The following is a 14,582-nucleotide window of genomic DNA, read 5'->3' as shown; positions in this document are numbered from 1 at the left end:
ATTGAACAGGGGACCAAGTGTTACCACAGCCCGCATCAAGATCAGGCATTGCCGACCGGCGGATCGTTCTCGAGCGTGCCGGTGGCGCCCTGCTGCTGGCGCTGGCGCAGCGTTTCGGCGTACAGGCCGTCGAAGTTGATCGGCTGCAGGAAGAACGGCGGGAAGCCACCGGCCTGGATCAGGTCGCTCAGCAGCTGACGCACGTAGGGGAACAGGATGCTCGGGCACTGGGTGCCCAGCAGCGCGTCGATGGTCTGCGCATCGAAACCGGCCAGGCCGAACACGCCGGCCTGCTGCACTTCGGCCACGTAGGCGGTCTTATCGCCGGCCTTGCAGGTCAGGGTCACGCCCAGGACCACTTCAAAGGCGTTCTCGCCCAGACGCTGGACGCGCTGGTTGAGGTTGAGGTTGAGCTCCGGAGAGATGTTCTCCGAGTAGATCCCCGGGGCGCCAGGCACCTCGAAAGACACGTCCTTGACGTAGATCTTTTCGACGGTGAAGTTCGGGCCGGTGGCCTGGTTGGCGGCCTCGGCGGCGCCGTTGGTGGTCTCGTCGGACATCATGTACTCCGGAAAGTGCGGTTGCAGTGATGGGTGGAAAACCCGGGATTATCGCATGGGGTGGCGGCGCGACCGGCCGGGTTCAAGCCCCGCCGACGTCGGCACGCCTGTTCAGGCGAAGGGGATCAGGCGCGGCCCTTGACCAGCGGCAGGTCGGCGCTCTGCCACGACGCCACGCCGCCCTCCAGCACGTAGACCTTGGTGAACCCGGCCTTCTTGAGCTGGGCGGCGGCCGTGGAGGAGGACTGCCCATTGCGGCAGACCAGCACCACCGGACGCTCTCCGGCACCGGCCAGCAGCTTGTGTTTGGGGTCGAACTTGCCGGACAGGTTCTTGCTGCCGGGGATGTGGCCCTTCTCGAAGTCACCGCTGGCCGACAGGTCCACGACCAGCGCGTTCTCGGCGTTCATCAGCCCGGTCAGCTGGGCCGGACGCAGGCCGGCATAGCCCCGGAACAGGCGCATGATCTCGGTGACGATGATGGCGATGGTCAGGCCCACCAGGGCCATGGACAGCATCGCGTTGTCGGCCGCGAAGGCCTTGAGTTGATCGAAGTTCACGACAGGATGAAGGATGCAGGGCGCTAAAAGACCGGCGATTGTCGCACACGCCGCCCCGCCGCAGGCACTGGCGCCAGTTCCCTCGACGCCGGGGTGTCCCCTGTGGACACCGGCACTAGCGCCCTTTCCATAGATCCGGCAAGCCGTCCTGCAGCCACCACTGCTCGTCCTGGTCGTCCCAACGCCAGCGCTCGCGCAGCCGCACGGTGCGTTCGGTCATGGTGTTGCGGTTGACCATGCGCGCGTCGATGAGCCGCACCACCGTGCCGTCGGGTTCGCTCATGCTGCCCACTTCGCTGTAACCGCTGATCTCGATCTGCTCGTAGCGCGAGAGCTCCAGCGCGCTGAGCATGCGCTCCTGGCGCACCTTTGGGTCCACCACGCTCCAGGCCTGTTCGAACTCGCCCCAGCGCATGGCCTTGGTGAACAGCATCTGGGTCTCGGTCAGCTGACGCTGCTTGGCGCGCTTGCCCACGGCCTGCGCCGGCAGCGCCGACCCGACCAAGACCAGCGCGATGAGCGCCATCCACAGAATTCTCGCCACGTGCGACTTCCCCGACAGAACCGGCTGCATCCTAACCCTTGGACAGCGCTACGTATCGTCCGGACAGTTCGGCGGCCACGCCCCCTTCGGGCAAGCAAATCCTGGCCTGCAGCGAGGCGCGGGCCTTGCCGCGTCGGGCGAAGACCGACACCACCTCGTCCCAGTCGGCCTCGGGCGCCAGCCAGGCCTGCGCATGCAGGTCGTGCAGCAGCGGCGCGCGGTAGCGCACGCTGCTGTCAGCGACATAGACCTCCGCGTCCAGCCCCGCCTGGCGGAGCCTGAGTGTCATCAGCGCCCAGCCGGCCAGGGTCATCAAGGCGGTGAGGCTGCCGCCGAACGCGCTGCCCTTGTCGTTGACGTTGGCCGACAACGGCGCCGAGGCATGCAGGCAGGTGCCATCGAAACGGTCAAGGCTCACCGCCATCGCCGCCACCGGAGGCATGGATGCGCACAGCGCGCGCAGCGGATCGAGCAGGGGTTGGGCATCCATCGCAGGTACTCTTGCCGGTCATGGGTCCACGTCAAGCGCGCGCATGGTACGTCATCTCGCTCCGGCCCCAGGGCGGACACGCGGGCCTGCGCCACGCGGCGGCCAGGGCGGGCGCGGGCGTGCTGGCGCTGTCCCCCTGGACCCTGACGCCACGCGCCGACGCGCCTACCTGTGACGCACTGCGCGCCGCACTGCAGGCACCGGCCGTGGTGTTCACCAGTCCTGCCGCCGTGCACTTTGCCCATGCCCTGCTTCCGCTGCGATCCGGCGCGGGCCAGGCCTGGATCGGGACCGGCGCGGGTACCCGCCAGGCGCTGCGCCGCGCGGGCATCGACGGCGCGCTGGCGCCAGCGCGCATGGATAGCGAAGGCCTGCTGGAACTGGAGGCACTGCAGGCCTCCCCGGTCGGCCTGGTCACCGCGCCAGGCGGGCGCGGCGTCCTTGCAGGCGCCCTGGCCGCACGCGGCACGCAGGTGCTCCGTGCGGACGTCTATGCCCGCACGCCGATCCCCCTGTCGCCGCAGGCCGTGAACAAGCTCCAGGCCCTCGACCAACCGACATTCCTGGCCCTCAGCAGCGGCGAAGCCCTGGGACAGGTGCTGGACCGGCTTCCCTCGGACGCGGCCGCCGCCCTGCGCGGCGCGACCGCCATCGCCGCCAGCGCCCGCCTGGCCGACCTGGCAGGACAGGCGGGTTTCAGGACGGTGGTGCAGGCCGAGGGACCGCGGCCAGGCCAGCTGGTGGAGGCAGCGCACGCCGTGTTCTCACGCCGCTTCCGTTAGCATGCGGGCCCGCCGTGGCGGCCCCTCACCTCCCAGGAGCTCCCCTTGAACGACACCCTGACCGACAGCGAGCAGCTTCCGCGTCCGCGCCGCCGTCCGTGGGGCTGGGTGTTCGGGCTTCTTGTCCTGGTGGCATTGGCGGCAGCGGGCTGGTACGGCTGGCAGCGCTGGCAAGCCTGGCGCACTCAGCAACAGGACGCGGCGCGCGAGCAGATCAGTGCATTGGAAGAGCGCCTGGACACCCTGCGCCAGGACCAGCGCGCCCAGGGCGAGCGTCTCCAGGATGCGGCCGCCACCAACCGCGTGCTGCGCGACGAGGTGCTGGGCCTGAGTCAGCGCGGCGCGCTGCTGGAAGACAGCGTGGCCAAGCTGGCCGATTCCACCCGCCAGGGCGCGGCCGCCCTGCGCCTGGACCAGACCGAACTGGAACTGCACCTGGCGGCCCAGCGCCTGAGCATCGCCGGCGATGTCGCCGGCGCGCGGGAGGCCTACGCGCTGGCCGCCGACACCCTGGAGGGCGTGGACGATCCCCGTCTGCTCAACGTCAAGCAGGCCCTGGAGCAGGAGCGCGCCGCGGTGCTGCGTCTGGGCGCCGGGCCGCATGCCCAGGTCGAAGCCCGTTTGAGCCGGGCCTCCGAAGCCCTGGCCAAGCTGCCGCAGAAGGTGGTCGATGATCCGGCCACGCGCCCGGCCTGGCAGCGCATCCTGGCGCCGGTCATCGACGTGCGGCCCAGCGGCAGCCGCGTGGCAGTCGCCCCGGCCCAGCGCGCGGCCTTCGAAAACGCCCTGCAACTGGAGCTGACCCTGGCCCGGGCCGCGCTCGAGCGCAACGACCGGCCGGCCTTTCAGGCCTCGGTCCAGCGCGCGGCCAGCTGGTTGCCGCGCCTGTGGCCTAACTCGCCACAGGCCGATGCGCTGGAGAAGGAATTCTCCCAGATCGCCGCGCTGCCACTGCAGCCTGCGCTGCCTGAGCTGGGCAGCACGCTGACCCAGCTGCAGGCCTTCCGTGGCAAGCCCGCCGCGCCACCGCTGCCCGCCGCCCCGGCGGCCGACCCCGCGCCCTCCACCGGTGAGGACACCACGCCATGAAGACCCTGCGCCTTGCCATCGTTCTGCTGGTCCTGGTGGCCATCGGCGTCATCGGCGCCCAGTGGCTCGCGCGCGAGGACATTCGCGACTGGGGCGAAGTCTTCGTGCGGGTCGGCGGTTACGACATCACCGCCACGGTGCCGGGCGCCATCCTGGCCCTGGTCGCCGCCGCCCTGCTGCTGTGGATCGTCTGGTCGCTGCTGGCCTTGCCGTTCCGGACCTGGGGGCGACACCGGCGCAAGCGCGCGCGGGCCCAATTGATCGAAGGACTCGAAGCACTGCACCACGGCCACTGGCAGCGCGCCGAAAAATCCCTGGACCGCGCCGCGCAGGATGCCGAAGTCGGTGCGATCGCCCGCGCCGGCGCCGTGCGCGGCGCCCAGGCGCGCGAGGACCCTGCCGCGACCGAGCGCCATCTGCAGGCGCTGGCCGAACGCAACCCGACCAGCCACGCCCTGCTGGTCGCCGAAGATGCCCTGCGCGGCGCGCAGCCCGCGCAGGCGCTGGTCGCGCTGGATGCACCCGCAGCCCAGCCGCTGCCTCCGCGCGGCCTTTACCTGCGGGCCCAGGCCCTGTCCGAGATCGGACGCGCCGGCGATGCCTGGGGCCTGCTCGGCCCGCTGCGCCAGCAGCGCGCCCTGGCCCCGGAAGCACAGGCCCGGTTCGAACGCGACCTGGCGGCCCGCACTCTGGAACAGGCCGGCGATGCCAACGTCCTGGCCGAGCGCTGGGAAGCCCTGCCCAAGCCGCTGCGGGTGGAGCCGGCGGTGGTCGCCGCCTATGCCGCGCGGGCCGCCGTCCTGCACTGGGACGATGCGGCGACCCATGCGCTGGAACACGCGCTGGACAGCCGCTGGGACGAAGGGCTGATCGCCCTGTACGGCAAGCTCCCGGTCGGCAAGCTCGATTCTCGCCGGGCCAGCGCCCAGCGCTGGATACAAACGCATTCCGACAGCCCGGCCCTGCTGCTCACCCTGGCGCGGCTCGCCCGGCAGCAGGGTCAGTGGCCGCAGGCGCAGGACTTCCTGCACCGCGCCTTGGCCCAGGGCGCCGGTGCCGACGCATGGGAGGAACTCGGCGATGGCTACGCTGCCGATGGGCAGGATCTGCTGGCCCGGCGCAGCTACGCCAACGCCCTGGCCGCCAGCCGCGGTGAGGTCGCCACCGCGCTGCCCGAACGCGACCTGCGCCAGCAGATCCATGACCACGCCGTGGGCGAGGAACGCGACGAACACGGCATGCCGCGCCTGCGCAACTGATCACGCCGTGTTGCGTCGGCCGGGCCCGCTCGGCGGCGTGCGGGCGATCGACGCTGATTCGGTCAACAACCGCCAGGACACTCAGGCCAGGGCGTATGCGCGTCGTGCGAGGAACAGGCTGGCGGCGGCAGCGCCCAGCGCGGCAAAGCCAGCCACCAGGTAGATCGCCCCGTAGCTCCAGACCACGGCGAGCGCACCGGCCGCAGGGCCGGTGATGGCCAGTGCCAGGTCCAGGAACAGCGAGTAGATGCCCAGCGCGGTGCCGCGGTTGCTGTCACTGACCCGCTTCACCGCCTCCATGCCCAGGGCGGGAAACACCAGGGCGAAGCCGGCGCCGGTGATCCCGGCTCCGCATGCTGCCCATAACGGGCTCGGCGCCAGCCAGATGCACACCAGTCCCAGGGCTTCAACCCCCAGCGACACCACCGCCACGCGGTAGCCGCCATGCCGGTTGATCGCGTTGGGCAGGATGAGCCGGGTGGTCACGAAAGCGACGCCGAGCAGGGTGACGGCCAGGGCCGCGTGCGGCCAGCCGTGATCGGCGTAGTACAGCGCGATGAAGGCGGTGATCGCGCCGAAACCCACCGACCCCAGGCCCAGGCAGAGTCCGAAGGGCAGCATCCGGCGCAGCACCTGGCGCGCCGGGATGCGCTCGCCATGGATGGGCGGCACGCCCCGCCGGACCGCCACACCGACCAGTGCGACCAACGTCATCAGCAGGGTCGCGACGCCCAGGGATGCCAGCCCGAAGCGCGCCGCCAGGAACACGCCGACCGGAGCGGAGACGGCCAACGCCCCATAGGTGGTCACGCCATTCCAGGAGATGACCCGGCCGGTATGCAGGCCTCCCACCGCGCCGATGCCCCACAGGATGGTCGCGGTGGTGACCAGGCTTTCCCCGCAGCCCAGCAGCAGGCGGCCGACGAACAGGATCGACAGGCTTGCCAGCGGCCACGCGCCGGCCAGTGCCGCGCCCAGCGTGCAGGCACCGGACAACGCACAGGCCAACAGGCCGACCAGCAGCGAGACCTTGGGCCCGCGGTGGTCGCAGAGACGCCCCGCCATCGTGCGGCTGAGCAGGGTGGCCACGTACTGCAGGCTAACCGCTAGGCCGGCCAGCACCGTGCCGTAGCCGAGCGCACCGTGGACGAAGCCGGGGACCACGGCCAACGGCAGTCCGACACAGCAATAGCCAACGAAGTTGAACACCACGATGCCCAGCACGCGGCGCATGACGGGGACAGGCGTCGGGTTCGACGCTGGGCGGGAAGAGGACGCGTCGTTCAATGACGGAAGACAGCGCGCGGGTGCGGGCGCGGCTGAGGTGACCAGGGGGCGGCCCATGATGCGCCAGTGCGTCGGCGATGGCGCCCCGGCGTTGCCGAGATCCCCTCACCGCGCCGGGCCACGGGCCCCCGGCCGGGATCAGCGCTCGACGATGGCCACCACGCCCATGCCACCGGCCGTGCAGATCGACACCAGCGCGCGGCCACCGCCGCGCTGGGCCAGTTCCTTGGCCACCGTGGCGATAATGCGCCCGCCGGTGGCGGCGAACGGGTGACCGGTCGCCAGCGAGGACCCGTTCGGGTTGATCTTGGTCGGGTCGATGCGGCCCATCGCCCCAGGCAGGCCCAGGCGACGGGTGCAATAGTCCTCGCTCTCCCAGGCGCGCAGGGTGCACAGCACTTGGGCGGCGAAGGCTTCGTGGATCTCGTAGATGTCGAAATCCTGCAGGGTCAGCCCGTGCCGGGCGAGCATCTGCGGCACGGCCACGGTCGGCGCCATCAGCAGGCCCTCGCCATGGACGAAGTCCACCGCCGCGCTCTGTACGTCGCGCAGATAGGCCAGGGGCGTGTGCCCGTGTGCGGCCGCCCACGCATCGCTGGCCAGCAGCACCGCCGAGGCGCCATCGGTGAGCGGCGTGGAATTGGCCGCGGTCAGGGTGCCGCGCCCGGAAGTCTTGTCGAAGGCCGGCTTGAGCGTGGCCAGCTTCTCCAGCGAGGTGTCCGGACGCAGGATGTTGTCGCGGCTCACCCCGCGGAACGGCGCGATCAGGTCATCGAAGAAGCCACGCTCGTAGGCGGCAGCCAGCTTCTTGTGCGAGGACACCGCCCACTCGTCCTGCGAATCGCGCGAGATGTTCCACTCCTTGGCCATGTCCTCGCAGTGCTCGCCCATCGACTTGCCGGTGCGCGGCTCGCCCACGCCGGGGAACTCGGGCTTGAGCTCGGACAGGCGGAACCCCTTCAGAAGCGCCCTGGCTTTGTCGCGCGGGGTCTTGGCCCGGTTGGCCGCCAGCAGGCGCGCGCGCAGCTGCTTGCCGTACACGATCGGCACGTCCGAGGTGGTGTCCGAACCGCCGCCGATGCCCGACTCGATCTGGCCCAGGGCGATCTTGTTGCCGATGTAGGCAATGGTGTCCAGGCTGGTGCCGCAGGCACGCTGCATGGTGATGCCAGGAGTCAGCGCCGACAGGCCGGAAGACAGCGCCGCCTCGCGCCCAAGATTCCAGTCGCTGGCGTGCTTGATGACCGCGCCCATGGCCACCTCGCCCAGGACCTGCCCATGCAGGCCGAAGCGCTCGACCAGCGCCCCCAGCGTGCGCACCGACATCCCCAGGTTGCCGACGTCCGAATAGGCGGTGTTCTGGCGACAGAACGGAATGCGGACGCCACCGAGGATGGCGACGGGTCGAGCGGCTTGCGTGGAGGACATCGGTGGACGGCCGTGTGCGGTGAGGTGGAGTGCCGCGCATGCGCGGGCGTATGGCGAAGTGTAGCGGCGCAACAGGAGACCGGCCAACCACGAGGCCGACCTTGCACGCCCGGGCGTGAATGGTCCGTGCCGAAGAGCGCCGGTCACGGGTCCGGCACGCGCCTTGGCTAGAATGGCGCCCGACACGCGCCGTTGGCGCGCCCAAGCAAGATGAGCAAGGCATGACGCACGCACAGCACACCGCCCAGGTCATGGGCTTGGTGGCCCTGGAACTGGCCGGCGGCGCCCCGCCACGCGTGGCGGCCCTGGCACAGGACGCGGCCGGCGAGCTGGCCGGTCGGGTCGCGCGCGACCTGGTCGGGCTGGTCCCGCAGGTGGCCACGCTGGAACTGACCCTCGCCGCCGCCCATTTCGACCCGGCCGAGGCGCTGCGCCCGGGCTGGCCACTGCATCGGCGCCTGGACGAACTGCGCCAGCGGGCGCCCGGCCGTGACCAGGGCCCGCTGGTGATCGCCTTCGGCGCCTCGGCCGATGGCCAGGTGCCCCGCCCGTTCCAGGCCGACCCGGATCTGGTCGGTGGCGCACTGCGCGTGCTGCCGTTCCTGCTCAGCGGCACGCCCGAGGATGTCGATGCCGTTGGCGAGGCGCTGGAAGAGGTATTGATCGAGCGCGGCATGGCCGGCGCCGACACCGCGATGCAGCTGCAGGACGGGCTGGGTGCCCGGGTGGAGCACGTGCGCTACATGACCCTGCACGACCTGGCCGCGATGATGGCCCTGCAGTACCAGCACCAAAACCTGGACGGGCTGTGGCCGGTGATCGAAACCGCGCTGCTGGCCCCCGAGGACGAGCAGTGGCTGGACGCCCCGCCCGAACCCCTGCTGCGCTACAGCGGCGGCGAAGTGCAGATGGCGCTGCTCGATGCGATGGCCTGGCAGACGCGCAATGCCCCACCGACCGATGATCCCGAGCGCCTGAGCCGGGGCTACGAGCATTACCTCATGCGCCAGCGTCAGTTGGCGGCCGTGCTCAGCGCCCACGGCATCCCGGTGACCTTCGCCCACTGTCCGGGCGAGGGCGATCTCTGCGACCACCTGCGCACGCCCTGAGCCTGGCGGAACGCGCCCAGGCCTGAAACGAACGAGGCGCCCGATGGGCGCCTCGTTTGCAACCTCGCTCCGTGTGCGGCTTACATCGAGGCCGGAGCCTGCCCCGCCTGGATGACGCCACAGGCCAGACGCGCGCCCGCCTCGCCGGTGGGCTGGCTGGTGTAGTCGTCCGGCTTGGCATGCACGATCACGCCCTTGCCGACGATGTCGTACTTGTCGCCCTTGCCGATGTCCACGTTGCTGGACAGCATCTGGTCGATGGTGGCCGTGCCCTGCGCATCGGCGGTGATGTTGTTGGTATCGCCGGCGTGATGCGGGTCGGCGGTGACCTGGCCGTGGGCGACACCATCGGGATTGAAGTGGCCGCCGGCGCTGGTGCCGTCGGGCGCGCTGCAGTCGCCGGTCTCGTGGATGTGGAAGCCGTGCTGGCTGTCCGGCGTCAGGCCGGTCACGGTGCCGGTCACATGGACCCCGCCATCGGCCGTGGTAAAGGTCAGCTCGCCGGCGACTTGGTTGCCTTCGGTCGGCTTGAGGGTGGCGGTGGCAGTGGCCGCCTCGGCTGCGGGCTCGGTGGCCTGGGGGGCAGCCTCCGGCGCGGCGGCCTCGGTGACCGGCTCAGGCGCGGCTTCGGGCTCGGGCTTGCTGCAGGCGGCCAGGGCAAGCACGGTCGCGGCGGTGAGCAGGGTACGGGTCAATCGCATCGGAAGATCCTCTCTTCGCTTCGGGTAGGTCGAACGCGCCGGCCTTGCGGCCTAACGCAGTACTTTGATGACCCCGCAGGCCACGCGGGGGCCGGACTTGCCATCCGGCTGGGTCGCGTAGTCGTCGGGGTCTGCATGGACGATCAGCGCGCGTCCGGCGATATCCGTCGGCGCGCCACCACCGAGGGTGACGCCGCCCAGATCGGCATCGACATGCGCCACGCCCTCCAGGTCGGAGATCAGGTTGTCCAGGTCACCGAGCTGATGGGCGCCGATCTTGGCGTTGCCGTGGCGCTGATGGGTGGGATTGAAGATGCCACCGGCCGAGCTGGCATCGACCGCGCTGCAATCACCGGTGTCGTGGACATGGAAGCCGAACCTGCCGGAGGGCGGCAGGCCACCGATCGTACCGGCCAGATGCACGCCGCCGGGTTCTGGCGTGAGCGTGAGCTTGCCGCTGACCAGGCTGGCCGAGGCGGACATCATGATCGCCTGGGCTTCCTTGGCAGTACTGCCCTGGGGCGGCGGCGGAGGCGGCGCGGGTTTGGGCGCCGGCGCGCTGCTGCATGCCGTCAGGGCCAAGGCCAGGAGCACGAGGCCCATCGGAGGCAGGGCGCGGGGGATGGATGGAACGGACATGACCGGGACACGCTAGCGGCGGTGTCGTTCACTTGCAATGAAGCGTCGCCTGCTACCCCTGACCATCCGGTCAGAGGCTGCCGTGCGCCGGTCAGCTGCGGCGCCGCCCCGATCCCAGCTTGCGGGTGACCGTATTGCGCCCCACGCCCAACCGGGCAGCGGCATCGGCACGGCGCCCGTTGGTGAACTGCAGGGCCGCCTCCAGCAGCGCGCGGTCCATGCGCTCGCGGGCCTGGGCATGCAGGCCTTCGGCACCTTCGGCCAGGCGCGTGCGCGCCCACTGCCCCAGGACCACGTCCCATTCGGCCGCCCCCTGGGCCAGCGGCGCGGTGGTCTGGGTCATGGACTGTTCGACATCCCCCACGGTGATCGTGTCCGACGGTGCCAGCGCGGCCAGGCGCCAGCAGACGTTTTCCAGTTCGCGCACGTTGCCTGGCCAGTCGTGCGCACGCAGGGCCTCGCGGGCGGAGGCGGCCACGCGTTTGGGCGGCGTGCCGAGCTTGATGCAGGCCTGGGCGAGGAAATTCTCGGCCAGGCGCGGCACATCGGCGCGACGCTCGCGCAAGGGCGGCATCTGCAGCCGGACCACGTCCAGGCGATGCAACAGGTCCGCGCGGAAACGTCCCTGGCGGACCAGTCCTTCCAGGTCCTGGTGGGTGGCCGCGATCACCCGCACGTCCACCCGGATCAACTCGCGCCCGCCGACCCGGAAGAACTCGTTCTCGGCCAGCACGCGCAGCAGACGGGTCTGCAGCGGCAGCGGCATGTCGCCGATCTCATCCAGGAACAAGGTGCCACCGTCGGCCTGCTCGAAGCGGCCGATATGGCGCCGCTGGGCCCCCGTGAAAGCCCCGGCCTCATGGCCGAACAGCTCGCTTTCCAGCAGTTCGGCCGGGATGGCCGCCGTGTTGAGGGCCACGAACGGCTTGCGCGCACGTGGCGATTCGTCATGCAGCGCGCGCGAGACCAGTTCCTTGCCGGTACCGGTCTCCCCGGTGATCAGGACCGACAGTGGCGCCTGGGCCAATCGGCCGATGGCGCGGAACAGCGCGCGCATCGGCGGCGTGTCCCCGATCAGCTCGGGCGTGCCGGAAGAACGCTCGGGCGCGGCCTGGGCCAGCGCCGCGTCGCTGGCCTCCACGCTGGGCAGCGTGCGCGCGGCCAGCGCGACCGCATCATCCAGGTCGAAAGGCTTGGACAGGAACTCCTGTGCGCCGCCGCGAAAGGCACCGGCCGTGCTTGCCACATCGGTATAGGCCGACATCACGATCACCGGCAACTGCGGATGCGCGTGTTTGAGCCGGTCCAGCAGTTTCAGGCCGTCTTCGCCCGGCATGCGCACGTCGGTGAACAGCAAGTCCGGCACGCCGCGCGTTCCCAGGGCCTGCAGGGCCGAGGCAGCACTGTCGAAGCCATCGACATCGTAGCCGGCGTCACGCAGCGCGGTGGCCAGCACGAAGCGGACCGAGCGGTCGTCATCGACCACCCAGATGCGCTGGCCTTCCTCAATGGACATCGTGGATCTCCTCCGCGCCTGCATCGCGCGATTGCGGCAGCAGCATGGTGAAAACGGTATGGCCCGGCCGCGAGCGGAAGCCCAGCGAACCGCGATGCTCGCGTGCGACCTGCTGGGCCAGGGCCAGGCCCAGCCCACTGCCTTCGGCACGCCCGGAGACCAGCGGCAGGAACAGGTGCTCGGCCAGGGCCTCCGGCACGCCGCGTCCATCGTCGATGATCTCCAGCCGCAGCGTGCGGGCGTGCAGCTGGTCGTGGATGCGCAGGCCGTGCTCGACGCGCGTGCGCAGCGTGATCAGGCTGGCGCCGGCCTGCATGGCATTGCCGACCAGGTTCCAGACCGCCTGGGTGAGCCGGTCGGCATCGCCATGAATCTCCGGCAGACTCGGGTCGTAGTCGCGCTGCAGGCGAACGGTCCAACTGCCCTCGGCCTCGGCCAGGCGCAGCACGCGCTCGAGGACGGCATGGATGTTGAGCGAGGCGTGCGGCCGCTGCGAGGTCGGCGAGAGCAACCGATCAAGCAAGGCATTGAGGCGCTCGGCTTCCGATTCGATCAGGCCGATGAGTTCACGCTCGTCGTCATTGTCGCTGCGCAGCTGGGCACGCCGCGAGAGTAGCTGGGCCGCGCCCTTCAGGCCGGCCAGCGGATTGCGCAACTCATGGGCCAGTCCGCGCAGGGCCGCCGTAAGCGCACTGGGCATGGCCCGGGCCGGGTCCAACGCGGGGAAGTCTTCCACCGGCTGGGCTTCCAGCAGCCAGCCGCCCTGCTCGGTCCGCGACAGCCAGCCTTCGGCAAAACGCGGCGCCTCGCCAGGAAATCCCAGGGCGACCCGGTGCAGTCGCAGCAGGTCGCGATCGGTGTTGCCCAGAAAGCGGGCCATCGCATCGCCGTCCATTTCCAGTGTGGCCAGCGGGCGCCCGAGCAACCGACGGGGACCGACCCCAAGCCAGCGCACGAACGCGTCGTTGGCCCCGAGAATCGTGCCGGTTGCGTCGGCCCAGGCCACCGGCGTGCTGAGGGCGTCCGGGGTGGGAGCGTCGGTCACGAGTCCTGCGAAGTCTTCGACATCAGGTCTTTCGGCATCCGGCGGCGGCATTGCACCATTTTAGTGCAATGCCGCCTTCCGGGGATCGAATCAGGCCTCGTAGGCCGATTCGCCGTGCGAGGTGATGTCCAGGCCCTCGCGCTCGGCCTCCTCGCTCACGCGCAGCCCGAAGACGAGCTTGGCGATCAGGAAGCCCACGATCGACACGATGCCGATCCACACGATGGTGATGCCCACGCCCAGTGCCTGGGTTGCCACCTGGCCGCCGATGCTGAAATCCGCGGCGCCGGTGCCGCCCAGGCCCGGCGCGGTGAACACGCCGGTCAGGATCGCGCCGACGATGCCGCCGATGCCGTGCACGCCGAACACGTCCAGCGAGTCATCGGCGCCCAGCAGCTTCTTCAGGCCGGTCACGCCCCACACGCAGATCACGGCGGCGATCGCGCCGATGGCGATGGCGCCGAACGGACCGACGGTGCCGCAGGCCGGGGTGATGCCGACCAGGCCAGCCACCGCGCCGGAGGCCACGCCCAGGGCCGAGGACTTGCCCTTGAGCACCTTCTCCGCCAGCGCCCAGGCCAGCACCGCCGCGGCGGTGGCGAGCATGGTGTTGAGGAAGGCCAGCGCCGCGCCGGAGGTCGCTTCCAGGTTGGAGCCGGCGTTGAAGCCGAACCAGCCCACCCACAGCAGCGAGGCACCGACGAAGGTCAGGGTCACGTTGTGCGGCTTCAGCGCGCTCTGGCCGAAGCCCAGGCGCTTGCCCACGAAGTAGGAGCCCACCAGCCCGGCCACGCCGGCATTGATGTGCACCACCGTGCCGCCGGCGAAGTCCAGCGCGCCCTTTTCCAGCAGGAAGCCACCGGCACCCCAGACCATGTGGGCCAGCGGGATGTAGCCGAAGGTGAACCAGATCACCGAGAACAGCAGCACCGCGGCGAACTTCACCCGCTCGGCGAAGGCGCCGACGATCAGCGCGCCGGTGATGCCGGCGAAGGTCAGCTGGAACACGATGAACACGTATTCGGGCAGCTTGACCGCCTCGGTGAAGGTATCGGCCAGGCTGTCGCCGGTGACCCCCTTGAGGAAGACCTTGCCGGTCGTGCCGATCCACGCGTTGCCACCGTCGAAGGCCAGCGAGTAGCCATAGACGACCCACAGGATCGCGATCAGCGAGAACACGGTGATCACCTGGATCAGCACCGACAGCACGTTCTTGGCGCGGACCATGCCGCCGTAGAACAGCGCCAGACCGGGCACGGTCATCAACAGCACCAGCAGGGTGGAGGTCAGCATCCAGGCCACATCACCCTTGTCGACCGTCGGCGCGGCGGCCTCGGGTGCGGCTTCGGCCGGAGCTTCCGCTGCCGGCGCGGCAACCGGCTCTGGCGCGGTGGCGGCCGAGGCATCGGCGGCGGGCGCCTCGGTGGTGGCCGGCGCGCTGGTGTCCTGCGCGGCGGCACTGAAGGCGGAACCAGCAACCACTACACCGCACACGGCGGCAAGGCACAGCACCTGCAGGCGGGTCTTCAACCCGGAGAGCAGACGAGTCTTCATGGGGGGTTCTCTCCGAGTT

At 70.4% G+C, this 14,582-nt stretch carries 15 protein-coding genes; 4 read left to right on the top strand and 11 right to left on the bottom strand.

What is annotated here, in order from left to right; all coding sequences use genetic code 11:
* Positions 1–41 precede the first annotated feature (41 nt).
* From secB to PJ250_RS09210, 4 genes are all read right to left on the bottom strand, one after another.
* Positions 42–560, bottom strand: a complete 519-nt coding sequence (gene secB, locus PJ250_RS09225) for a protein-export chaperone SecB (protein WP_271648281.1) — start codon at positions 558–560, stop codon at positions 42–44.
* Positions 561–685: 125 nt separating this feature from the next.
* Positions 686–1,120, bottom strand: a complete 435-nt coding sequence (locus tag PJ250_RS09220) for a rhodanese-like domain-containing protein (RefSeq protein WP_271648280.1) — start codon at positions 1,118–1,120, stop codon at positions 686–688.
* Positions 1,121–1,235: 115 nt separating this feature from the next.
* Complete coding sequence (locus PJ250_RS09215) at positions 1,236–1,646, bottom strand: hypothetical protein (protein WP_271648279.1); 411 nt, start codon at positions 1,644–1,646, stop codon at positions 1,236–1,238.
* A 49-nt stretch (positions 1,647–1,695) separates the two neighbouring features.
* A complete protein-coding gene (locus PJ250_RS09210; RefSeq protein ID WP_271648278.1) occupies positions 1,696–2,154 on the bottom strand; it encodes a YiiD C-terminal domain-containing protein in 459 nt (152 codons plus the stop codon).
* A gap of 20 nt (positions 2,155–2,174) precedes the next feature.
* Here PJ250_RS09210 and PJ250_RS09205 point away from each other — a divergent pair, with 20 nt between their 5' ends.
* Genes PJ250_RS09205 through PJ250_RS09195 form a run of 3 tightly spaced genes read left to right on the top strand, consistent with a single transcriptional unit; the run spans position 2,175 to position 5,284 of the window.
* Entirely contained in the window at positions 2,175–2,936 is a 762-nt protein-coding gene (locus tag PJ250_RS09205) for a uroporphyrinogen-III synthase (RefSeq protein ID WP_271648277.1), read from the top strand.
* Positions 2,937–2,993: 57 nt separating this feature from the next.
* Positions 2,994–4,025 (top strand): uroporphyrinogen-III C-methyltransferase, encoded by a 1,032-nt coding sequence (locus tag PJ250_RS09200; protein ID WP_271648581.1) that lies wholly within the window; start codon positions 2,994–2,996, stop codon positions 4,023–4,025.
* Complete coding sequence (locus tag PJ250_RS09195; RefSeq protein WP_271648276.1) at positions 4,022–5,284, top strand: heme biosynthesis HemY N-terminal domain-containing protein; 1,263 nt, start codon at positions 4,022–4,024, stop codon at positions 5,282–5,284. Before PJ250_RS09200 ends, PJ250_RS09195 begins: the two co-directional genes overlap by 4 nt.
* Positions 5,285–5,365: 81 nt before the next feature.
* On the opposite strand, the gene PJ250_RS09190 is transcribed toward PJ250_RS09195, so the two are convergent.
* Positions 5,366–6,517: an MFS transporter gene (locus PJ250_RS09190; RefSeq protein WP_271648275.1), complete on the bottom strand. Its 1,152-nt coding sequence runs from the start codon at positions 6,515–6,517 to the stop codon at positions 5,366–5,368.
* Between the two features lie 192 nt (positions 6,518–6,709).
* Positions 6,710–7,999 carry an acetyl-CoA C-acetyltransferase gene (locus tag PJ250_RS09185; protein WP_271648274.1) on the bottom strand — a complete coding sequence of 430 codons (1,290 nt, stop codon included), beginning with the start codon at positions 7,997–7,999 and terminating at the stop codon, positions 6,710–6,712.
* Between the two features lie 221 nt (positions 8,000–8,220).
* Between PJ250_RS09185 and PJ250_RS09180 the strand changes: the two genes are divergently transcribed.
* Positions 8,221–9,108 carry a hypothetical protein gene (locus PJ250_RS09180; protein ID WP_271648273.1) on the top strand — a complete coding sequence of 296 codons (888 nt, stop codon included), beginning with the start codon at positions 8,221–8,223 and terminating at the stop codon, positions 9,106–9,108.
* A gap of 80 nt (positions 9,109–9,188) precedes the next feature.
* On the opposite strand, the gene PJ250_RS09175 is transcribed toward PJ250_RS09180, so the two are convergent.
* The 5 genes from PJ250_RS09175 to PJ250_RS09155 all read right to left on the bottom strand — a co-directional run bounded on the left by PJ250_RS09175 (position 9,189) and on the right by PJ250_RS09155 (position 14,563).
* Entirely contained in the window at positions 9,189–9,809 is a 621-nt protein-coding gene (locus tag PJ250_RS09175; RefSeq protein WP_271648272.1) for a superoxide dismutase family protein, read from the bottom strand.
* Positions 9,810–9,860: 51 nt separating this feature from the next.
* Positions 9,861–10,412: a superoxide dismutase family protein gene (locus PJ250_RS09170; protein WP_271648580.1), complete on the bottom strand. Its 552-nt coding sequence runs from the start codon at positions 10,410–10,412 to the stop codon at positions 9,861–9,863.
* Positions 10,413–10,539: 127 nt separating this feature from the next.
* Positions 10,540–11,964, bottom strand: a complete 1,425-nt coding sequence (gene ntrC, locus PJ250_RS09165; RefSeq protein ID WP_271648271.1) for a nitrogen regulation protein NR(I) — start codon at positions 11,962–11,964, stop codon at positions 10,540–10,542.
* On the bottom strand, positions 11,954–13,060 hold the full coding sequence (locus tag PJ250_RS09160) for a two-component system sensor histidine kinase NtrB (RefSeq protein ID WP_271648270.1): 1,107 nt from the start codon (positions 13,058–13,060) through the stop codon (positions 11,954–11,956). The genes ntrC and PJ250_RS09160 overlap by 11 nt, the downstream gene beginning before the upstream one ends.
* Before the next feature lie 39 nt (positions 13,061–13,099).
* Positions 13,100–14,563: an ammonium transporter gene (locus PJ250_RS09155; RefSeq protein WP_271648269.1), complete on the bottom strand. Its 1,464-nt coding sequence runs from the start codon at positions 14,561–14,563 to the stop codon at positions 13,100–13,102.
* Positions 14,564–14,582 lie beyond the last annotated feature (19 nt).

This window comes from Pseudoxanthomonas sp. JBR18 (genome assembly GCF_028198165.1).
In the GTDB taxonomy this organism is placed as follows: Bacteria; Pseudomonadota; Gammaproteobacteria; order Xanthomonadales; family Xanthomonadaceae; genus Pseudoxanthomonas_A.
This window is presented reverse-complemented; position numbering and strand designations above follow the sequence as displayed.